Annotated in this window: 13 protein-coding genes, 8 tRNA genes, 3 rRNA genes and 1 pseudogene; 3 read left to right on the top strand and 22 right to left on the bottom strand. The window is 47.0% G+C overall.

Annotation, left to right across the window (positions count from 1 at the left end):
* Positions 1–7 precede the first annotated feature (7 nt).
* The 7 genes from JOE45_RS11620 to JOE45_RS11650 form a co-directional block, all read right to left on the bottom strand.
* A complete protein-coding gene (locus tag JOE45_RS11620; protein WP_210020040.1) occupies positions 8–2,101 on the bottom strand; it encodes an amylo-alpha-1,6-glucosidase in 2,094 nt (697 codons plus the stop codon).
* Between the two features lie 17 nt (positions 2,102–2,118).
* A complete protein-coding gene (locus JOE45_RS11625; protein ID WP_245246889.1) occupies positions 2,119–2,943 on the bottom strand; it encodes a carbohydrate ABC transporter permease in 825 nt (274 codons plus the stop codon).
* A gap of 6 nt (positions 2,944–2,949) precedes the next feature.
* The gene (locus JOE45_RS11630; protein ID WP_210020039.1) at positions 2,950–3,897 is read right to left on the bottom strand and encodes a carbohydrate ABC transporter permease; all 948 of its coding nucleotides are present in this window, start codon (positions 3,895–3,897) and stop codon (positions 2,950–2,952) included.
* 88 nt (positions 3,898–3,985) lie between these two features.
* Positions 3,986–5,206: an ABC transporter substrate-binding protein gene (locus tag JOE45_RS11635; RefSeq protein ID WP_210020038.1), complete on the bottom strand. Its 1,221-nt coding sequence runs from the start codon at positions 5,204–5,206 to the stop codon at positions 3,986–3,988.
* 176 nt (positions 5,207–5,382) lie between these two features.
* A complete protein-coding gene (locus tag JOE45_RS11640; protein ID WP_210020037.1) occupies positions 5,383–6,918 on the bottom strand; it encodes a response regulator transcription factor in 1,536 nt (511 codons plus the stop codon).
* Positions 6,919–6,921: 3 nt separating this feature from the next.
* Positions 6,922–8,727, bottom strand: coding sequence for a sensor histidine kinase (locus tag JOE45_RS11645; RefSeq protein ID WP_210020036.1), 1,806 nt, complete (start codon positions 8,725–8,727; stop codon positions 6,922–6,924).
* A 153-nt stretch (positions 8,728–8,880) separates the two neighbouring features.
* A complete protein-coding gene (locus tag JOE45_RS11650; protein ID WP_210020035.1) occupies positions 8,881–10,596 on the bottom strand; it encodes a methyl-accepting chemotaxis protein in 1,716 nt (571 codons plus the stop codon).
* Positions 10,597–10,837: 241 nt separating this feature from the next.
* Here JOE45_RS11650 and JOE45_RS11655 point away from each other — a divergent pair, with 241 nt between their 5' ends.
* The 3 genes and pseudogenes from JOE45_RS11655 to JOE45_RS11660 form a co-directional block, all read left to right on the top strand.
* Complete coding sequence (locus JOE45_RS11655; RefSeq protein ID WP_461479734.1) at positions 10,838–11,803, top strand: sugar-binding protein; 966 nt, start codon at positions 10,838–10,840, stop codon at positions 11,801–11,803.
* A gap of 110 nt (positions 11,804–11,913) precedes the next feature.
* Positions 11,914–12,240: a hypothetical protein gene (locus tag JOE45_RS24195; protein ID WP_461479733.1), complete on the top strand. Its 327-nt coding sequence runs from the start codon at positions 11,914–11,916 to the stop codon at positions 12,238–12,240.
* Positions 12,195–12,903: pseudogene (locus JOE45_RS11660) on the top strand (MFS transporter); the annotation flags it as partial. The gene JOE45_RS24195 and the pseudogene JOE45_RS11660, both read left to right, overlap by 46 nt.
* A gap of 187 nt (positions 12,904–13,090) precedes the next feature.
* Here the strand turns inward: JOE45_RS11660 and JOE45_RS11665 are convergent.
* From JOE45_RS11665 to JOE45_RS11735, 15 genes are all read right to left on the bottom strand, one after another.
* Positions 13,091–13,167 (bottom strand) — tRNA-Pro (locus JOE45_RS11665).
* Positions 13,168–13,179: 12 nt separating this feature from the next.
* Positions 13,180–13,259 (bottom strand) — tRNA-Leu (locus JOE45_RS11670).
* Positions 13,260–13,350: 91 nt separating this feature from the next.
* A tRNA-Arg gene (locus JOE45_RS11675) sits at positions 13,351–13,424 on the bottom strand.
* Between the two features lie 10 nt (positions 13,425–13,434).
* Positions 13,435–13,509: transfer RNA gene (locus JOE45_RS11680), tRNA-Gly, on the bottom strand.
* 15 nt (positions 13,510–13,524) lie between these two features.
* Positions 13,525–13,601, bottom strand: a tRNA-Met gene (locus tag JOE45_RS11685).
* Between the two features lie 9 nt (positions 13,602–13,610).
* Positions 13,611–13,686, bottom strand: a tRNA-Val gene (locus JOE45_RS11690).
* A gap of 6 nt (positions 13,687–13,692) precedes the next feature.
* A tRNA-Glu gene (locus JOE45_RS11695) sits at positions 13,693–13,764 on the bottom strand.
* Between the two features lie 44 nt (positions 13,765–13,808).
* Positions 13,809–13,884, bottom strand: a tRNA-Asn gene (locus JOE45_RS11700).
* A 49-nt stretch (positions 13,885–13,933) separates the two neighbouring features.
* Positions 13,934–14,050 (bottom strand): 5S ribosomal RNA (gene rrf / locus JOE45_RS11705).
* A 60-nt stretch (positions 14,051–14,110) separates the two neighbouring features.
* Positions 14,111–17,032, bottom strand: a 23S ribosomal RNA gene (locus JOE45_RS11710).
* A 295-nt stretch (positions 17,033–17,327) separates the two neighbouring features.
* Positions 17,328–18,868, bottom strand: a 16S ribosomal RNA gene (locus tag JOE45_RS11715).
* Together the 16S, 23S and 5S rRNA genes with 8 tRNA genes alongside form the textbook arrangement of a ribosomal RNA operon.
* Positions 18,869–19,437: 569 nt before the next feature.
* On the bottom strand, positions 19,438–19,788 hold the full coding sequence (locus JOE45_RS11720; protein ID WP_210020034.1) for a nitrile hydratase accessory protein: 351 nt from the start codon (positions 19,786–19,788) through the stop codon (positions 19,438–19,440).
* A complete protein-coding gene (gene nthA, locus JOE45_RS11725; protein ID WP_210020033.1) occupies positions 19,785–20,444 on the bottom strand; it encodes a nitrile hydratase subunit alpha in 660 nt (219 codons plus the stop codon). Before nthA ends, JOE45_RS11720 begins: the two co-directional genes overlap by 4 nt.
* Positions 20,431–21,147: a nitrile hydratase subunit beta gene (gene nthB, locus JOE45_RS11730; protein WP_210020032.1), complete on the bottom strand. Its 717-nt coding sequence runs from the start codon at positions 21,145–21,147 to the stop codon at positions 20,431–20,433. Before nthB ends, nthA begins: the two co-directional genes overlap by 14 nt.
* A 69-nt stretch (positions 21,148–21,216) precedes the next feature.
* Positions 21,217–22,248 carry an ABC transporter substrate-binding protein gene (locus JOE45_RS11735; protein WP_210020031.1) on the bottom strand — a complete coding sequence of 344 codons (1,032 nt, stop codon included), beginning with the start codon at positions 22,246–22,248 and terminating at the stop codon, positions 21,217–21,219.
* Between the last annotated feature and the right edge of the window lie 6 nt (positions 22,249–22,254).

The following is a 22,254-nucleotide window of genomic DNA, read 5'->3' on the forward strand; positions in this document are numbered from 1 at the left end:
ACTTCTTTCACTTTATTTTTCTCGATGTATGGATTAGCTCAAACCCGGTCGTATTCTCAAGAATCTCAACTTGGACGGAGTCTTCGTCAAGTGACCCGCGAGTGACCTTCAGAGAGAGATGCCCTGTACCGATATGGATATGCTCAGCTACAAGTTCCTCGAACGACTCCGGCAAAAACGGATCGATACGGATTTCCTTCGTCAGCGCATTTGGGTTTATTCCCAGCATGGCCTGCAGAAAGACAATCGATGTGCCTGCCGCCCATGCCTGCGGGGAGCAAGTGGTGGGATATGGGACAGGATACCCCGCTTCCGAATCGTGGCCGCAGAACAATTCAGGCAGACGCTGATATTCAAAGTGCCGTGATGCCTCCAGCAATCCGGAGATGACCTTGCCCGCTTCTTTTTTATAGCCCGATCGGCTCAACCCGAGCAGGATCATTCCATTATCGTGCGGCCACACACTTCCGTTGTGGTAGCTCATCGGATAATAGCCCGTCGCTTCCGTGCTCATCGTGCGAATACCGTATCCGTTAAACATATCTTCGGCAACCAACCGTTCGGCCGTAAGATCCGCACGCGAGGAATCCGGCAAGCCTGTCATCAAGAGATGCCCCGGATTGGAGGTCACGGATTGCACTTTTTGCTGGTCCTCATCCAGTGCGATGGCATAGAATTGTTCATGCTCCATCCAGAAAGTCTGCTCAAATCTCGTCCGAAATGCTTCCGCTTCTTTCTCCAGCTTTTCTGCAAGCTCCTGTTCACCCATTCGTTCAAAAATGGGAGCCAAGCTCTTTTTCGCTTGATACACATATCCCTGCACTTCAGATAAGGCAATCGGAGATCGTGCGTACTCCCCCGAAGCATGAACGATGGAGTTGCTCGAATCCTTCCAGCCTTGGTTCGGGAAACCTTTCTCCGCCTCTTGATGATAGGTCAAAAAGCCCGCTCCGGCTTCCATACCACGGTCAATCCAATCCAGTGCCCGTTCAACGTTCGATTTCAATTCCTGAACGAAAGAAAGATCGCCCGTCCAACGGATATATTCTCCTAAAAGTACTAAAAATAACGGTGTGGCATCAACCGACCCATAATAAGGACCAAAAGGCGACTGCCCCGTATTCACCAATTCTCCAAAACGGATCTCATGCATGATCTTACCAGGCTGCTCGTCGCGCCATGCATCCACTTTCGTTCCTTGATAAGCGGCGAGAGTCCTAAGCGTTCCTTTAACCTTTTCCGGATTTAACGGAAGCATAAATAATGAAGTGATAAGACTGTCTCTTCCAAAAGGAACCGCAAACCAAGGAAGTCCGGCTACAGGCATTTCGCCATAACCTACGTCGGTCATCAGCATGCGCAAATCCTGTACCCCGCGCCGGTATAAACCGTTAAATACGTCAACATTCGTCGTTACACGCGAAGTCTCTTGGTTCCATGTATTATACGAAGCATCCAGACGCTTCAACCCTTCTTCAAAAGAAAGAAGTTCTGGGGATTGCTGCTCCCCCATCACGGGCATGATGAAGAAACAAATTTGCTTTGTCGCTTTCGATTCCAGGGATAAAGAGAAACGGACGTTTCCGTCAGCGTCCACTTGATTCTCGTTCTGATCCCAAAGAATCCGGGTCTCTCTCAGAATATCATCCGCTCCTTGATAACGGATCGACATATTCCGCTCCCCCACATCCCTGCCAACGATTTCACCGACTTCCCCTGTCCGATATTTCCGTACAATGAACATATCCTGAAAATCGGCATCAAAGGCAGCCGAAAAATCAAATGCGGTCGTTTTGGGAAAAAAGTTTGTTAACGACATTCTCTCATACAAGACACCATCATATATGAAACGTTCCCTATGGATCTCAATGGATCCTTCATCTTTTTTATCCTTCATCAACCGAATGGAAGCGAAATAGCTTCTATCCGCTGAGGATGAAAGTAGGGAAGGCTTCTCTCCATCCAAGAACACTTCCATTCGGCTTAAAAACCGCGTATCCTTCGTATATAAGCCATAACCATTCTCATTATTTTCCGTAATGTCCCCATTTTTGTCTGTAAGGAAAAACAAATCGCCTTCTTTAACCACACGGTATTCCATTGCTTACGCCTCCCTAGTTATCCCTTAACCCCGGAACTGGATATGCCTTCAATATATTGCTTCTGGAAGAAAAAGAAAAAGATCAAAATTGGCAAGGTGGACAGAACGACCCCGGCCATGATCAGCGGTGTATTTTCGAAGAACATATCCTTGACGCTGTTCAAGCCAACCACCAGCACATATTTGTCCGGATCGTTGGCTAGTGTGCTCGGAACGAGATAACTGTTCCAAGTACCCGCGAAAGCCAAGATCGACATGGTGATGAGCGGTGACTTCGCCAAAGGGTACACGATACGCCAAAAGGCTCCCATTTTTGTTAATCCATCCAGTCTAGCCGCTTCAATAAATTCGTTCGGTACGCTAATAAAAAATTGTCTCAACATAAAAATGTACAGACATTGATAAAGAAATGGTACCGTTAAAGCCGCAAAGGAGTTGAGCCAGCCGATCTGCGCCATATTGACGTAAACCGGAATGAGGATCATATGGTAGGGAACCATCATGGTGGCAACAACAATCCAATAGATGATTTGTTTCCCTGCAAACTCCAATTTCGCTAAAGCAAACCCGGCCATCGGGTTAATAATCAAGTTCCCCAGAATAACAGTCCCGGTCATGATGACCGTATTCATAAACCATTTAGGCACGTTATATGCATCATTCATAAAAAATAATTTGTAATTATCCAATGTCCAATTGGATACGCCCGTTATTTTATTGACATCCTGCATCGTAAGGAATGATGTGTATAGAGTATAGGCGAAAGGAAGCATAAAGATAAACCCGACTGCGATAATGAGGGTATAATTACTCAACAGAGTGAAACTTTTATTTTCTCGCAATGAATATCACTCCTTATCGTCCAACCATTTTTTCTGAAGGAATGTAATGATCATAATAATGAAGAAGAATAAGACGACCGCCGCGCTTCCATACCCAATATTCATATAACGGATACCATGCTGATAGAAATAAGTAACGACTGTACTGGTAGCGCCGGCAGGCGAGCCTAACGCTCCATATCTTGAAATCGCAGCGATTTGATCGTAAATTTGAAACCCTAGAATAGTCGCCACGGAAACGACGAAAAAAGTAATCGGCTTTAGGTAAGGCACCGTAATGTAGCGAAATTGAGCCCATTTGGATGCGCCGTCCATTTGTCCTGCTTCATATAAATCTTTAGGCACCTCTTGAAGCGCGGATAAGTAGACAATCATGCTGAAGCCGCATTGTTGAAATATAAATAAAATACTGACGAACAAAAGAGCATAATTCGTGTCGGCAAACCAAGTCACATTCCCGAACCCGAAGAGCGCAAAAAAGTCTGTAACAAATGTCCCTTTTTTAAACAGCATCATAAAGACGGTAGTAATCGCAATTTGAGAAGTGATATAGGGGATAAAGAAAACCGTTCTAAAGATGCCTTTCCCTTTTATTTTTTGATTTACCAGAAGCGCCATTAACAATCCCAGCACGGTTTGGATCGGAACAGCGATAACCACGATCTGCAGGGAATGAAGCACCGCCTGATAAAATTCAGGGTCATTCAATATTTTGATATAGTTCTCCAAGCCAACAAATTTGGCGTCGTTTAAAGCTGTGAAGCTTACATTCTGAAAGCTGCGGATAAAGGATTGGACAAAAGGAAATAAAAACCACCAAACCCATAAAATCAAAAACGGCAAACTGAACAACCAGCCTACGGCGTAATCCGAATCCGCCATTCTGCGAACCCATGACTGTTTAGGGGCACTATTGAGCTGTACATCTGCACTTCTATTCCCATAGGAAGCCATCGCGATCCTCCTTAAATCTCAAAATTTGGTTATAAGTCGAATAAAAAAAATCATTCCCGTTTCTCCTGCGGAAACGGGAACAGATGGATTATTGAAATTGTTGTTGAACGCTATCGAGAACATCCTTAGGCGATTTATTCGAACCACCAAGAATCGAGGCCTCCAGCTGCTTGACCAACTCGTCGATAAACTTCTTCGTTTCGGTTGGATAGCCGAAATCCGTACTGTATGCAAGGGCCGGTTCAACGGATTTAAATTCCGGATTTTCTTCGAAATATTCGGAAGACAGGCTTGAAACCGCCGAATTAAAACCAAGCTTCAAAAATTCGGTTTGCGTTTGGTCATTAGTCATATAATAAGCCGCTTGAAGCGCCGCTTCTTTATTGGCCGAATCTTTTAATACCACATAGGCGTCGGAGATCAATACACTTCCGTCTACTGTTCCTTTAGGAATCGGCAGAGCAACATATTTCAGATTCGGGTTGGCGTCCTTCAAATATCCTTTATACCAGTACCCCCCCGTTGTCATAGCCGCTTTGCCGCTCGCAAAGACCTCTCCATCCCAACCATAGCCCAAGGATTTTGGAGTTATGGCTACGCCTTCTTTATACATATCGAAGATCTTTTGCAAAGCTTGGGTATTCTCCGGTGAGTTGATCGTGGATCCATTGCCCCAGCCGCCGCCGTAGCTCTTCACGTAATTGGTAATGTGATAGGCGTCAAGATTGATCGTAATTCCGTATACATCGTCGGTTTTCAATTTCTTAGCCGCCGCTTCTACTTCATCCCATGTTTTTGGATAATCTCCAAGACCGGCTTGCTTCCACATATCCTCGTTGATAAAGAACATGGCCGGCATATTAATATTCGGAACCCCATATTGCTTGCCGTCTTTTTTCCAAATATCCATAGCTGAGGACGCAAAGCGGCTCATATCAACGCCCGCGGACGGAATCAGCTCATCCACAGAGGCGAATAGTCCTTTGTTAATATATTCATAAGCGCCTTCATTGGAGATTTTAATAAAATCCGGTGCTACACCCGCCGCAATTTCACCAGGAAGGATATTCCAGAATTGCTCACTGCTTGGATACTGCTTAATTTTAAGCTCAATATTCGGGTATTGTTCTGATATGGAAGCCGCAGCATCTTGATATATTTTCAAATCCTGCGCCGCTCCCCAGAAACCCATTGTGATCGTCGTTTTCTTTGAGGTATCTCCCGCTTGATTGCCGCCGTCATCACTCCCGCAAGCCGTCAAACCGGCTATTAATAAACCGGAAAGCATCAAACCAGTAAGCCTTTTCATGATGTCATCTCCCCCAATATGATTGTTTTATCATTAACCTGGTTCTAATGGTATCGGAATTCGTCCAAAAAAAAAATTAATCAAATGATGATTAATTTAATAAAATTACATTAAGTTGTCGTTCACTGCAGGGACGATTGTGATTTATTATTATTCTTTACTTTTCTTTAATAAAATCAAACCTGCTCTTTCCGATATTCTTTCGGGGCCATGCCCACATATTTATGAAAGACGATCGCAAAATGTACCTGGCTGTTAAATCCGACCAACTCGGCTACCTCGTATATTTTGTACCGATAATCCTTTAGCAGCTCTTTTGCTTTTTCAATACGAATGTCGTTAATGTAATCGAAAAGTCCTCTTTCCACTTCTTGTTTAAATAGTCGGCTTATATAATTGGCGCTGACATGGAAATGTTCTCCCAAACTTTTGAGAGAAATGTTTTCCTTATAATGGGTTTCGATATACTGAAGAATATTTCGAATAAGCGGACTATACTCTTTGTTTTTTTGGGAGATGCGTTCCCTTAGCTTTTCATTGAACAGGGTGTGATACAACGATGATAATTCATTAAAATCCTCGATTTCCTCAAGCTTATTTCCATTCTCCAAGTATTGTTCTCCATCTTCCATCATAAACAATAAACCTTGATAAATCTTATGGATATCTCTTTCATTCATACACTCTTTGTCCTGCAGATACTGTTCCCACTCCGCCAAATTAAGCGCAAACTCATCATACTTTTCTTCTTTCAACCCGTTTTTCATGGCTGCAATATAGGTGTTTATCCGTTCCAGCTCATCTTCCATATCCCCTTTTCGAGGCTGAAAATAAAACAGCGGGTCATTCGGATGATAAAACTTCCGATCCAATGCCTGTTTAGCTTGCGCAGTGGCTTGTTTCCATCCATTAAAGGATTGAAAAGTTTCACTGATTCCAAAAACCGTATCAATATTTACAAACCGCTTAAGAGAGGAACTGATCAGATAAACGATATCGTTCACATGTGCGAATGTAGCTTGTAGACTTTTGGTTTCACTATGGCTAACGATGACTGAATATAAGTTCTCGTCGAGCTGTACGAATTCTACTTCATCCTCTCTGGAGAGAAGTTCGGATAATATGTTTAATATCGAATTAGGGAGTATGAGTGCATTATCTTTTGTGTATCTTTTGAGAACCTGTGAATATTTTTTAATGCTAAACATTAGAACATACACGTTGCTTTCCTTTATTTTGGATGGCTGGACACCATGTAGATCCTCAAGAAGCATTTTTTTTAGGGTTGTTTCTTTGTCATGAACCGCATTTGAGGCATTCTCACCCGCCGCGTGCAGGCTTTCCTCTTCATTCTTTATTTTTTGCAGCGCAGCTTCGATTTCAAGCTCATTCATACCGGGTTTGTGAAAATAATCCGATGCTCCGAGCATCATCGCTTTTTTCACCAAAGTGAAATCATCAAAGCTGCTTAACATAATCACCTTGGCTTTAATACCGTTTTCCTTCATTTCCGACAATACGGCAATACCGTCTTTTTTCGGCATTTTGATATCCAGTATGACGACATCCGGTTTCCGTTCCATAATAAGCTTCATAGCCTCTTCGCCGTCAGCCGCTTCTCCCACGATTTGCATTCCCCCCGCTTCCCAGCGGATGGCTGATTTAAGTCCGATTCTTACCAATGGTTCGTCATCCACAATTAATACTCTCATTAGTTATTCACCCGGATTTTCATTTTTCATAGCCGGAATCACGATTTTTGCCGTCGTTCCGTTGCTTTCTCCACTTGTTATCCATAAGCCATAGCCTTCCCCGTAATGCAGCTCTATTCTTTTGCGTATATTTTTGATGCCGATCGAATTCATACGATCGGTCGCTCTTCCTTGCTCAAGCCTCACCTGCTCTGCTTGGGACATTCCTCTTCCGTTATCCGTTACGAGCATGATCATGTCGCCCAGATCCTCATAGATTTGAAGCTTTAGCTTCCCTTTATAGGCAATTTCATCAAACCCGTGAAAGATCGCATTTTCCACCAGAGGCTGGAGAAGAAATTTCAAAGTTTTATTGTTAAGTACATTGGGGTCGATTTCATAAGAAACCTCGAATTTATTCAGATAACGGAAGTCCAAGATTTTGGTGTAATTTTGGATAAATTCGACTTCCTCCTTTACGGTCACGTAGTCGCTCTCGGTTTTTGCGGTAAATTTAATGACCGACGAGAATGCCGTCAGCGCCTCTTCAATCCCGGTTACTCCCTGCAGCTTGGCCATCCATTTAATAACGTTCAAGGTGTTGTACATAAAATGGGGGCTGATTTGAGATTGCAGCGCAAGGATCTCCAGCTGCCGCTTTTCTTGTTCTTCCTGATATATCCTTTGAATCAATCTTCGGATTTCTCTTAACATGTGATCAATGGTAACGCTTATTCTGCCTACTTCCCCATGTTGAATGTCGATGGCTACATCCAGATTCCCTTGGGAGACCAGCTTCATTTTCTCATTTAGAATAGAAAGAGGCTTCGTAATGCTCGTAGCGATATAAATCGAGGCAACGATGGACAATCCGAGCAATAGAATTAATGAGATAAAAATGGTTCTTACGATAATATCCACGAAACCAAACATTTCGTCTTTCGGAATCATCGTAACGGCTTTCCAATCGGTTATGGCTGAAGTTGAAGCGATGATATAATGATCTTTGTTTTCTCTAGTTTCTTGTTCTGATTCATTGATGCTTCCCATATCCTGCCCCAGTACATCGCCTGACGCCTTGCCTATTTCACTGCTGTTTTTGCTGTACATTACATTTTCGTTTTCATCGATCAAGTAAAATCTAGTATGCTCCGTAAATTGAATGTCGCTCCATAACGTCTTGAGCTTGTCGATCCCGATGTTCAACAGAATCAGCCCGAGATTCTCTTTCGTATACGGGTCCACGATCGCCCGGCCGATCGAGACGACAGGATCATCATGAAAAGACATCAATTTTTCAGGATGAATACCGACTGGAACATATAGTCCCTTTTTCCGCAAAATGTTTTGCACAAACGGTTCATGATAGAATTCATGCTCCAAATAATGATGATCCATGTAACCTTCGTTGCTTCTGCCGACGACGATATGATTTTTGCTTTGGTAAATCACAACCGATTCCACCAAATCCGTATAGAGCAGCATGCTATTCCTGATAATCCCGCCCACCGTATTGAAATCCCTTTGTCTTTCATATAAAGGATAAGGGGAAGAAGCATAGTCTTTATGCATGATTTCAAAAATGCTTTTGTCATGCTCGGGATACATAGCCAAGCGCAATAACGGATTGAAAGAGCTATCCATATTTTTAACGATTTGCTTATTGTTTTCTACCGCCGCGGCCAAAATCATGCTTCGGTTTGAATTCTCATACAGCCAGGACAAGGTCCCCCCGATGATAAAGTAAGGAATAATAATAAAGCATGAAAAAACCATAATCAGTTTATTTTTTATACTTAAATTTTGTAGTCTATTTCTAAGTTTCGTCATTCCAAATCACTCTTTTATCATATATACTAAAACTCCATTATACCAGATCCTTGTATTCCGGTAACTATCGCTGCTGACTTTCATTATTTTACCTAAAAATAAAAATACCATCTTGGTATCTTATCCAAAATGGTATTTTGTATATCTTACGGATCAAACTTTAAATTTAATAACCAGTTGATACAGTTCTTCCGCCATTTGATTTAACGATACCGTTGCATCCGCCATTTCCTTCAATCGTTTCAACTGGTCCTCCGAAGCCGTCGATACTTCGGTAAAATGACCCGCAGCCCTTTCCGTAATCTCCGAGACCTCCGAGACCGATGCAGTCACTTCTTCCGCAGTGCCGGAAATAAGCTGCGTACTGTCCGATACCTCCTCGAATTGAACGGCCACCTTCTCGATTTCCTTCCTAATGATTTCAAACGTCCGGCTCGCTTCCTTAGCGACCTCTTGTCCGGACTGGACCTCCTGCATATTGGTATCAATGGCCTTTGCCGCATGCTTGATCTCTTCCTGTACAGCTTCAACTAAAGAAGCAATCTCTCCGCTCGATAAAGCAGCTTGTTCGGCCAGCTTTCGGATTTGGACCGCTACGACGGCGAATCCGCGGCCCTGCTCTCCAGCACGTGCAGCCTCAATTCCGGCGTTTAAGGCCAATATATTGGTTTGAGCGGCAATCGACGTCATCACGCCTACGATTTCCCCGATTTTCTCCGAGCGTTGATTTAAACCGGAAACGACGTTCTGCATGGTTTCGCTCGCTCCGCGAATATTATCCATTTGCATCATAACTTGCTGTACCGTTTCATTTCCGCTTTCCGCAATCCTAATCGTATTCCGCGAAGCTTCCGATACATTCGAAGCGGAGATCGCGATCCGGTTTACGCCGTGAGATACCTCATTCATCGAGCTAGAGGTTTCAATTGAGTGCTGAAGCTGCATTTCCGCTCCCGCTGCCACTTCCCGCATGGTATGGCTGATAAGCGAGCTATACTGCTCTGTCCTAGTGCTGTTTTCCGCTAAATCCTCGGACGATTTCTTCAAGCGATCAGCATTTTGCTGAATTGCGTAAATGAGCCGCCGTAAATCGTACACCGTTTGCTGGAAAGCCCGTGTCAAAGCCCCGATCTCATCATTTCGTTTCGTTTCCATATCGATGGTCAAATCGCCTTCTCCGACTCTCCCAATCTGCGCCGTCAGTTTACGAAGTGGACGAACGAGACATTTCGCCAGGAAAAAAACGAGAACAAGCGTAATGATCATCGTTATTGCAGAAACGATAAGACTTTGAATTTTATTTTTGTTCAGCAGGTCATTGATTTCGCTTGCGTCAAAATCAGCTCCGATGATTCCAATGATTGCTCCATCGGCATTCTTAATCGGGGCGTAGGCCGATAGCGTAGCACCGTATTCATCCGAAGCATCCAGATCTCCTACTAACGGAGCACCCGTTTCGAACACTGTGGCAAAAGCATCGGTCCCTTCATCCTCCGTCTCGCCTAACCCGGATGCTTCTTCACTGTTTAACGGCATCCCGTCCACCACATATCTGTACTCCGCTATACCGCTCTCTTCCGCCCGCCGTATCGTATACAAATATTTCAACCCGTTTGCTTCTCTAATCTCGTTCAGCTTCTGGCGCATCAATGTATAATCGTCCGTCTCTCCTTTTTCAGGAGTTATGGCCTCAAACACTGAAGGATTAAAGGACTTGAGAGAATAAGTTAACACCGACATCGCCTGGTTTCCAATGCTTTGAGTTACCAGTTGTACACTGCTGGTGTAAATGCTGATCCCAATGGAGGTCACAGCTATAAGAATCAACGTGGAAAAAAGCTGCATCATTTTAGTTTGAAGACTTTGCAAGTTATATTCTCCGCTCGAACGTCCTATGAAAATAGTACCAATTTCCTGTTTTATTGTATATCAAATGGAAAAATCTTTCGACATTTTTTTTGAAACATTTGTCTAAATTTGAAAGTGATTTTACGACAAATTTTCGTGGCGCCGGGAGCTTTTGGTTTGGCTCCCCGGTTTTTGTATAATGAGCTTATATCTGAACGTTCTAAAGGAGCTGCGAATGTCGAATCGGAAATAGAATTGGGGAATCTTCACTCTTTTTATCATATTTTCCTGCTTGCTGCTTAGCTTTTTGTTCTCTACGCTGCGTATTCGTGAGCTGGTTCAACCCTTGAAATCCGGAGGGACGGGTGGTGATGCTCGTCATATCGTGCTGATCCCCCAAGAGCTAGACAATCCGTTCTGGCGATCAGTAGAGCAAGGGGCTCGAGAAGCCTCCGAAAAGTACGGCATGACTCTTGAATATATCGGCCCGTTCCGAATCCATCCTCCCGAGCAAATCAAGCTGTTAGAGAAAACCATTGCCACCAAAGCCGATGCGATTTTGATCCAGGGAATCAATGACCCGCACTATCGGACGCTGATTGACAAGGCCATGGACCAAGGGATTCCCGTAATTACCGTTGATACGGATGAACCGGGAAGCCGGAGGCTGTCTTACGTAGGCACTGATAATTTGGAAGCAGGGAAAAAGATGGGTGAGCTTGTCGTGAAAGCAGCGGGAAGTCAGGGCAGCATAGGTGTACTGCTCGGTAATGAAGAAGCGGATAATCAACGGCTGCGGCTCGAAGGCTTTCGCTCCGTAATCAGCCGTTATCCCGAGCTTACGATCATCGATGTTCGTTCGTCGAATATTTCTCGTCTCCAAGCAGCGAGACAAGCGGAGGACATCCTGTTAAGCCATCCGCAAATCCGCTATATGGTTGGGTTCAGCGCACTCGATGGAGTGGGGATGATGGAGGCAGTTGAACGTGTCATGCCGCAAGGAGTGAACATTTTCGCATTCGATGATTTGGAGGATACGAAGGAAGGCATTCGGCAATGCAGGATTGTGTCGACAATTGTACAGCAGCCCCATGAAATGGGGTATAATGCCGTATCGATGCTGAATGATTATTTCCAAGGAAATAATCTGCTGCAGCAGTACTTTACCGCTATCTCTGTGTCCGACCGAAATACAGTCGGTAACGGAACCGGAGGAAATTGCCGATGAAAATTCGACAGAAACTGCTGGTGTTTATTCCATTACTAGTGCTGCTCGCCAATTCTGTGACATTCTTTTTGTTTGAGAGCGGGAAGATCGTGTAGCAGAGCTACGATTTGATGATGGACCGCATTTTGTTATACAAGCAATCCGCTCAGACGTCCGAGGACAGTCTCAGACTACTTTACGGCTACTTGGTCAATCCCGGTGGAAGCAGCGGAGCTGAACTCGAGCAAGTGAGAGCACAGTTGCAGCAGATTCGAGCTGTTTTTTCCGAAAAATCGATCTCCTCTCTCCCTTCTTCGACGCTGACGAGCTACGTTCATATGCTGGACACGCTCTTGGAGCAGGGGCAAGCCGCGCTCACAGCAATAGAAGCTCAGTCGCCGGGGCTACCTATATTGCGCGGATTCACGGCGAAGAATTGGCCAGGCAGGAAGTACTAGATATCAAGGAATCGTTCAAGCAGGAAAACGGATCAATCCGTCAGCTGCTCAATCCTGGACTACGGATCGCATTGATTGCTGGGGTAGGACTGGCTATCCTTCAGCAGATTACGGGAATTAACGCCATTATGTATTATGCCCCTGAAATTTTCAAAGCAACGGGAGCAGGCACGAACGCCTCCCTGATCCAGACCATTCTGATTGGTTTAATCAATTTTCTTTTCACCATTCTGGCACTGTGGCTCATCGACAAAGTTGGGCGTAAATCACTGCTGCTTGTCGGCTCGGCTTCAATGACATTGTGCCTGCTTGTCATAGGCTTCGCCTTTCAAACAGGTCATACCTCCGGGCCTTTAGTACTGATCTTTATATTGCTTTATGTGGCCTCCTTCGCCATATCTCTTGGTCCGGTCGTTTGGGTGATAATGTCCGAAATCTTCCCGAACCGTATCCGTGGAAAAGCAACGGCCATTGCCCATTGCTGCCATGGCACTCTGGGCGGCGGACTACGTTGTATCTCAATCGTTTCCACCTCTGCTTAGTTCCGCAGGGCCGGCGATTACATTCTGGATCTTTGGTGCCATCTCTTTGTTTACTTTCTTTTTCACTAAGCGTATGGTACCTGAGACGAAGGGCAAATCACTCGAAGAAATCGAATCCTTAATTAGTATCTATGAAAGATGCCGTACTCCCCGTACGGCATCTTTCTTTTTTTATCATCTTTCTCTACTCCAATATACAAAAAAGCCACTTGAGCCATGTATAGACCCGAGCAGACGTTTACAGCATATAAACACACAAAAGCCACGGTTACCCGCGGCCCAATTTTTATGTAATGTGATAAACTAGATGGTCGGGACGACACGATTTGAACATGCGACCCCCTGGTCCCAAACCAGGTGCTCTACCAAGCTGAGCTACGTCCCGATAATTATTCAATGCCGGTAGAGGGACTTGAACCCCCACGGTTTCCCTCACGATTTTGAGTCGCGCGCGTCTGCCAATTCCGCCATACCGGCTTACTACAGTTACTTACGTGCCCTGAGAGATGCGGCCTTTTCAGGCCGACTGCGTATCCTTCTCATCTATCTCAGTTCACTTTTTTCACTACGTGCCCTGAGAGATTCGAACTCCCGGCCTTTTGATTCGTAGTCAAACGCTCTATCCAGCTGAGCTAAGGGCACATATTCATAATGGAGCGGAAGACGGGATTCGAACCCGCGACCCTCGCCTTGGCAAGGCGATGCTCTACCCCTGAGCCACTTCCGCAAAATATTTATTAATTGGTTGCGGGGGCAGGATTTGAACCTGCGGCCTTCGGGTTATGAGCCCGACGAGCTACCGGGCTGCTCCACCCCGCGATAAGTAAATGGTGAACGCTGACGGGATCGAACCGCCGACCCTTACCCTGTCAAGGTAATGCTCTCCCAGCTGAGCTAAGCGTTCATATAATGACCCGTAGGGGATTCGAACCCCTGTTACCTCCGTGAAAGGGAGGTGTCTTAACCCCTTGACCAACGGGCCTCATTGATATGTATTTACTAAAGGGAATTACTCCATATAAGAAATGGCTCCCCGAACAGGACTCGAACCTGTGACAACTCGATTAACAGTCGAGTGCTCTACCAACTGAGCTATCAGGGAACATTGATCAAATCAAGCTCAAAAGAAAAGCCCACGCTAGGTAGGCATTGCTTGGCGACGTTCTACTCTCCCAGGACCCTGCGGTCCAAGTACCATTGACGCTGGAAGGCTTAACGTTCGTGTTCGGTATGGGTACGCGTGGTTCCCTTCCGCCATCATCACCAAACATATTCAGGTTTGCACCCTGAAAACTGGATCGAAACAAAGCATGCTGAAGTTCATGTATTTGGATAAGCCCTCGACCGATTAGTATTCGTCAGCTCCACACGTTGCCGTGCTTCCACCCCGAACCTATCAACCTCGTCGTCTACAAGGGGTCTTACTAATTGGGAAATCTCATCTTGAGGGGGGCTTCACGCTTAGATGCTTTCAGCGCTTATCCCTTCCGTACTTAGCTATCCAGCCGTGCCTCTGGCGAGACAACTGGTACACCAGCGGTACGTCCATCCCGGTCCTCTCGTACTAAGGACAGCTCCTCTCAAATTTCCTACGCCCACGACAGATAGGGACCGAACTGTCTCACGACGTTCTGAACCCAGCTCGCGTACCGCTTTAATGGGCGAACAGCCCAACCCTTGGGACCTACTTCAGCCCCAGGATGCGATGAGCCGACATCGAGGTGCCAAACCTCCCCGTCGATGTGGACTCTTGGGGGAGATAAGCCTGTTATCCCCAGGGTAGCTTTTATCCGTTGAGCGATGGCCCTTCCATGCGGTACCACCGGATCACTAAGCCCGACTTTCGTCCCTGCTCGACCTGTTTGTCTCGCAGTCAAGCTCCCTTATGCCTTTGCACTCTTCGAATGATTTCCAACCATTCTGAGGGAACCTTAGGGCGCCTCCGTTACTCTTTAGGAGGCGACCGCCCCAGTCAAACTGCCCACCTGACACTGTCCCCATACCGGATCACGGTACCAGGTTAGAACTCCGATACGATCAGGGTGGTATCCCAACGTCGCCTCCACACAAGCTGGCGCTCATGCTTCTCAGGCTCCCACCTATCCTGTACAGATCGTACCAAAGTCCAATATCAAGCTGCAGTAAAGCTCCATGGGGTCTTTCCGTCTTGTCGCGGGTAACCTGCATCTTCACAGGTATTAAAATTTCACCGGATCTCTCGTCGAGACAGCGCCCAAGTCGTTACGCCATTCGTGCGGGTCAGAATTTACCTGACAAGGAATTTCGCTACCTTAGGACCGTTATAGTTACGGCCGCCGTTTACTGGGGCTTCGGTTCACAGCTTCGGATTGCTCCTAACCGCTCCCCTTAACCTTCCAGCACCGGGCAGGCGTCAGCCCGTATACTTCGCCTTGCGGCTTCGCACAGACCTGTGTTTTTGCTAAACAGTCGCTTGGGCCTTTTCACTGCGGCCCCCTCGGGCTATTCACCCTACCGAGGCACCCCTTCTCCCGAAGTTACGGGGTCATTTTGCCGAGTTCCTTAACGAGAGTTCTTCCGCGCGCCTTAGCATGCTCTGCTCGCCTACCTGTGTCGGTTTGCGGTACGGGCACCTTCTCCCTGGCTAGAGGCTTTTCTTGGCAGCCTGAACTCATGACCTTCGGTACTGTAATTTTCCCTCCCCATCACAGCTTAGCCTTAATGATGTGCGGATTTGCCTACACATCAGCCTCACTGCTTGGACGAGCATCCATCAGCTCGCGTCACTATCCTTCTGCGTCACCCCATTGCTCATAACGGTTCACGGTGGTACAGGAATTTCAACCTGTTGTCCTTCGACTACGCCTTTCGGCCTCGCCTTAGGTCCCGACTAACCCTGAGTGGACGAACCTTCCTCAGGAACCCTTAGGCTTTCGGCGGATCAGATTCTCACTGATCTTTTCGTTACTCATACCGGCATTCTCACTTGTAACCAGTCCACCAGTCCTCACGATCTAGCTTCAACCCGATTACAACGCTCCCCTACCCCATGACGTCATAGACGTCTAGTCATAGCTTCGGTGGTGTGTTTAGCCCCGTTACATTTTCGGCGCAGAGTCACTCGACCAGTGAGCTATTACGCACTCTTTAAATGGTGGCTGCTTCTAAGCCAACATCCTGGTTGTCTGTGCAACTCCACATCCTTTCCCACTTAACACACACTTGGGGACCTTAGCTGATGATCTGGGCTGTTTCCCTCTTGACAATGGATCTTAGCACTCACTGTCTGACTCCCGGGATAACGTCTGTGGCATTCAGAGTTTGACTGGACTTGGTAACCCTTGGCGGGCCCCGCACCCAATCAGTGCTTTACCTCCACGACGCATCTCCCGAGGCTAGCCCTAAAGCTATTTCGGGGAGAACCAGCTATCTCCGAGTTCGATTGGAATTTCTCCGCTACCCCCACCTCATCCCCGAATTTTTCAACATTCGTGGGTTCGGGCCTCCAGTGCGTGTTACCGCACCTTCACCCTGGACAGGGGTAGATCACACGGTTTCGGGTCTACGTCCACGTACTCAAGCGCCCTATTCAGACTCGCTTTCGCTGCGGCTACGGCTTCTCACCTTAACCTCGCACGGGAACGTAACTCGCCGGTTCATTCTACAAAAGGCACGCCATCACCCATTAACGGGCTCTGACTTCTTGTAAGCACACGGTTTCAGGTTCTTTTTCACTCCGCTCCCGCGGTTCTTTTCACCTTTCCCTCACGGTACTGCTTCACTATCGGTCACCAGGGAGTATTTAGCCTTGGCAGATGGTCCTGCCGGATTCCCACGAGGTTTCACGTGTCTCGCGGTACTCGGGATCCGTCTAGGGTTTTCGCAGAATTTCAGCTACAGGGCTTTTACCTTCTTTGGCCGGCCTTTCCAGACCGCTTCACTTACTCTGCTCAACCCACATTGACGTCCCACAACCCCAGAAAGCAAGCTTCCTGGTTTGGGCTAATCCGCTTTCGCTCGCCGCTACTGACGGAATCACTTTTGTTTTCTTTTCCTGAGGGTACTTAGATGTTTCAGTTCCCCTCGTATGCCTCCAATGCAGCTATGTATTCACTGCATGGTACATGCGAATTACCACATGCGGGTTCCCCCATTCGGACATCCCCGGATCAAAGCCTGCTTACGGCTCCCCGAGGCATTTCGTCGTTCGCCACGTCCTTCTTCGGCTCCTGGTGCCTAGGCATCCTCCGTGTGCTCTTTATAGCTTAACCAATGCTTCGACATGAAGTCTTAGCGTAGTTATAGATCAAAGATCTAAGGATGATTCAGCATTGTTACTTTGTTTCGATATCCAGTTTTCAAGGAACAAACTTTGTTTATTCGCTACCGTTTCACCGGCAGGAACGATATCTTAGCATGTCCGCCGCGGCCGATGCAAGCATCAGCTTTTGACATTTTTGCCAAGACCGAAAGGCATTGCGCCTTTCAAAACTGACAACGAGTGAGTGTGATGCAGCTTTCGCTGCAGATTTGTCCGTCGCCCTACAGACGACATGGACTCCATAGAAAGGAGGTGATCCAGCCGCACCTTCCGATACGGCTACCTTGTTACGACTTCACCCCAATCATCTACCCCACCTTCGGCGGCTGGCTCCCTTGCGGGTTACCCCACCGACTTCGGGTGTTGTAAACTCTCGTGGTGTGACGGGCGGTGTGTACAAGACCCGGGAACGTATTCACCGCGGCATGCTGATCCGCGATTACTAGCAATTCCGACTTCATGCAGGCGAGTTGCAGCCTGCAATCCGAACTGAGACCGGCTTATAAAGATTCGCTCCACCTCGCGGTTTCGCTTCTCGTTGTACCGGCCATTGTAGTACGTGTGTAGCCCAGGTCATAAGGGGCATGATGATTTGACGTCATCCCCACCTTCCTCCGGTTTGTCACCGGCAGTCAACTTAGAGTGCCCAACTGAATGCTGGCAACTAAGTTCAAGGGTTGCGCTCGTTGCGGGACTTAACCCAACATCTCACGACACGAGCTGACGACAACCATGCACCACCTGTCTCCTCTGTCCCGAAGGCCTACGATATCTCTACCGTATTCAGAGGGATGTCAAGACCTGGTAAGGTTCTTCGCGTTGCTTCGAATTAAACCACATACTCCACTGCTTGTGCGGGTCCCCGTCAATTCCTTTGAGTTTCACTCTTGCGAGCGTACTCCCCAGGCGGAGTGCTTATTGTGTTTACTTCGGCACCGAGGAATCGAATCCCCGACACCTAGCACTCATCGTTTACGGCGTGGACTACCAGGGTATCTAATCCTGTTTGCTCCCCACGCTTTCGCGCCTCAGCGTCAGTTACAGTCCAGAAAGCCGCCTTCGCCACTGGTGTTCCTCCACATCTCTACGCATTTCACCGCTACACGTGGAATTCCGCTTTCCTCTCCTGCACTCAAGCCACCCAGTTTTCGGTGCGAACCGGGGTTGAGCCCCGGGCTTAAACACCAAACTTAAGTAGCCGCCTGCGCGCGCTTTACGCCCAATAATTCCGGACAACGCTTGCCCCCTACGTATTACCGCGGCTGCTGGCACGTAGTTAGCCGGGGCTTTCTTCTCAAGTACCGTCACCCTCAGAGCAGTTACTCTCCGAGGCGTTCTTCCTTGGCAACAGAGCTTTACGATCCGAAAACCTTCATCACTCACGCGGCGTTGCTCCGTCAGACTTGCGTCCATTGCGGAAGATTCCCTACTGCTGCCTCCCGTAGGAGTCTGGGCCGTGTCTCAGTCCCAGTGTGGCCGATCACCCTCTCAGGTCGGCTACGCATCGTCGCCTTGGTGAGCCGTTACCTCACCAACTAGCTAATGCGCCGCAGGCCCATCTGTAAGCCACAGCTTGCGCCGTGTTTCTTGATCTCCCCATGCGGAGAAACCAGCTATTCGGTCTTAGCTACCATTTCCGGTAGTTATCCCGATCTTACAGGCAGGTTGCCTACGTGTTACTCACCCGTCCGCCGCTAACTTATCCCGAAGGATAAATCCGCTCGACTTGCATGTATTAGGCACGCCGCCAGCGTTCGTCCTGAGCCAGGATCAAACTCTCCATTAAAGGTAATACTTTAATTTAGAGAATTGATTGCTCAATTCGTTACTGACTTGCTTTTCGAAACCTCTTTATGAGATTTCATCACTCACTCGTTGTTCAGTTTTCAAAGGACAATGTTGATGCTTAGTGTTTCACCGAACCGCTTGTCTTATGCGGCCGGATAACCAATCTACCATAACCCTGTACTAGTTTGCAACTGTTTTTTTATTCCAATCTGAGGAACGAATCCTTTAGTCTAGAAGCTGTTCAGTTGTTTTGTTTTGGAGTCACGGTTAACTACTCTATCATATCCACTTTCGTTTTGCAAGCATATGTTGTTTTCCATTCTTGGGATCATCCGCAAGCTCAGAGAAACGATTTAACTTGTTCTTGCAGCCCGCTCTGCCTCGCAGCAGCTCAGGAGTAGTAATTTATCATATCTGTTTTGAAAATGCAAGTATAAAAAAAATTCTCTGCCCACTAGTGTATATTCCTCTACTACTAGCATGAATTAAAAAATAAGAGAAAGCCAGATCGGACTTTCTCTACATGCCGAGGTAACGAAGAACATGGGCTTTTAACAACTCACTACGTTAACATACATGATGTCTTTGGCCGGATGTAAACTCGTCAGTCCGCTTAACCAACTGCTCCTGCGTCAACAAATGCTGTTCAAGTAATAACTTTTCCAGCGCTTGTGCCCATAGATGATAGTAAGAGGAAGCGACATCTGTCTCCGAGTGCTCCTTTTCGGCTTCCCCGATCTCTTTGACAAATTCTCCATTAAAGCTCTTCCACGGATATAATCCCTTATCGGACAAAAGGACGGCCATCGCAAAAATTCTGCTTTCCCACGGATTGTGGAAAATAAGTTCTCCGTTCTCGCGAGGCAACTTCATCGTTTCTTCAATAGAACCAATAAAGGATTTGGCATGCTGGCTCATAGGACGTCTCCTTTCCGTTCAAGTGGCGCCGCGGCTTTGGTTACCCCGATCATTGAATCCCGGGTAATAAGAGCAGCGAGCTCTGCCTCGGTCATATGCTCTGTGCCTTGAGGTCGCTCGGGTAAAATGAGGTAACGGACTTCCGCATTACTGTCCACTACCCGGATTTCCACGGTATCATCCAATTCCAGCCCAAACTCGCGAAGGACGCTTCTGGGATCAATCACGACTCTTGATCGATAGGCAGTGCTTTTATACCACGTTGGAGGCAGACCTAATAAGGCCCACGGATAGCAGGAGCAAAGCGTGCATACGACTACATGGTGAATCGTCGATGTGTTTTCCAAGACTACCAATTCGTTGGCTATTTGTCCTATCCCAAGCTCGGCCGCCGCTTGATGTCCGCTTTGCAAAAGTCTTTGTTTGAATTCGGGGTCCATCCAAGCTCTTGCGACAACCTTGGCCCCATTCATTGGACCGATATCGGACACGTAATGATGGATGAGTTCATCAACTTCTTGTGCTGAGATTAGCCCTTTTTCAATTAATAGGGATTCGATCGCCATCGTCCTCACTTCATCAAACGATTCGGGATGCTTATGGTGATGATGTTGATGGTCATGATCGTGGTGGTGATGCTCTTCATTGACTTTCATGCTTTACTCCTCCTAGTTCCAAATAATCTTCCCACATTTCAATAATAAGCTTATCCTTCGGGGCGGCATCCTTCCCCCACAGCTCTTGGGCTTCAAAGCGTACCCGATACACCGGCTGATAAAGATCAATTCCTTCATGTACCCTAGTATCCGGCAAAATAAAGCTGCCATGGACTTCTTCGATCACTCCCTGTTTCCCGCGGACATATCTGGGCGCACGTGTATGCCCCAAAGTAGACATCGTCTTCACTCGCACAAGATCTCCCCTTATAAACTTAGGTACAATCGGTTCATCCTTCCGCTCTGTATCCGTAGTGGTTGGGAGGGCAAATCTTCTATGAGTTGAGGGAATATACGATTTCACATTTCGATAGGACGGCAAATGAGATGTGTACGATACCGGAGAGATTCGGGCTATTTTTTCTTGGATCTCCTCTTCGGTAAGCACGCCCCTCTCTATTAATAAGGTTTCCATTCTCAACAGCCAAATCTGGTAGTAAGTAGAGCCAAGATAATAGATCGGGTTCATCCTCTCAATGGTATGTCTGGATTCATCAATATGATAGAGACGGTGTTTTTTGCTCATAAGCATATGCATCGCTCTCATCCGGCCTTCCCACGGCTCATGAAAGACAGGTTCATTCTCTTCTCTTTCAATAGGGCCAAAACCGTCCATACCGCCAACATCATGGATGCTGTTCATCACGTCAACCCCTTTACTTGGATCAATACTCTTTTTTGCTGCTTTTCGATCTCATCAACGCAACACATGTCACTGTACGGCATCCGCATAACGGTGATCTACAACGTCCACAGGTTTTGTCATCTTCGCTGCGGGGTTCTTTTCACTCAATTCATCCAAGATGTATTGAGTTTCACTTTCGGGTAGATGGAAATCCGTCGGCCAAAACGTTTTATAAGCGTCGTAAGACACATCCAGCACTTTGTCGTCCTGCACTTTCGTATACTTTCCGAGAGCTGCTTTGGTCGCTGCTTTGTCTGTTTGTGTAAGTTCACTGGCCTCCTTAAACGCTTTTAAAAAGCTTTCAATCGCATGAGAGTTTTTCTCGGCAAACGGTTGATTGAGCCCCATGACACCGTACAAACCGAGAACTCCTTTGACTTCAGACATTTGAGCAACTTGCTTTAATCCCATTTGTTCCGCTTGACTTGTCGCCGGCGGGGAGATCACTCCCGCTTCAATTTTCCCTTCGCTAATCGCAGCTAAAGTAGCCGGGTTACTACCGGTATACAGCACTTTCACATCTTTTCCCTGCTGCATTCCTATGGCCCGAATCAGAGTGCGGGCAACGGTATCAATGGCTCCACCCGGTGTTGTCGCACCGACCGTATGGCCCTTCAATTCTTCTAGCGTGCCAATGTTTTTGGCGTACAGCGAGAGTGCAATTTGCCCGTACGTACCGAATACCTTTACTTTACTTGTCTTCAGCGCTGCATCGACGAGAGCCGGTCCGCCGGCAGCAATTTGCACATCTCCCGAAATAAGTGCGGCCGTTGAAGCACCAACATCAAAGGAAACCAGCTTCACCTTCAATCCATGCTTCCCAAAGAGATCCTTTTCCTGAGCCAAATAAATTGGACCGAACACCGCATTATCGCCAACCGTGGCAACCGTCAACTCCTGAAGCGGTTGATCCTTGGCACCCGCTTCGGACGCTTTTGAATTCAGCTCATTCGTATGGGAGGAACCGGCCTCCTTACTATTGCTCTGCCCGCAGCCGGTCAATACGGTAAGGATGACTACCATCAACACAAGCGCACCTTTTGCCAACCGTTTATTCATGAACCA

The organism is Paenibacillus sp. PvR098, assembly GCF_017833255.1.
Lineage (GTDB): Bacteria > Bacillota > Bacilli > Paenibacillales > NBRC-103111 > Paenibacillus_G.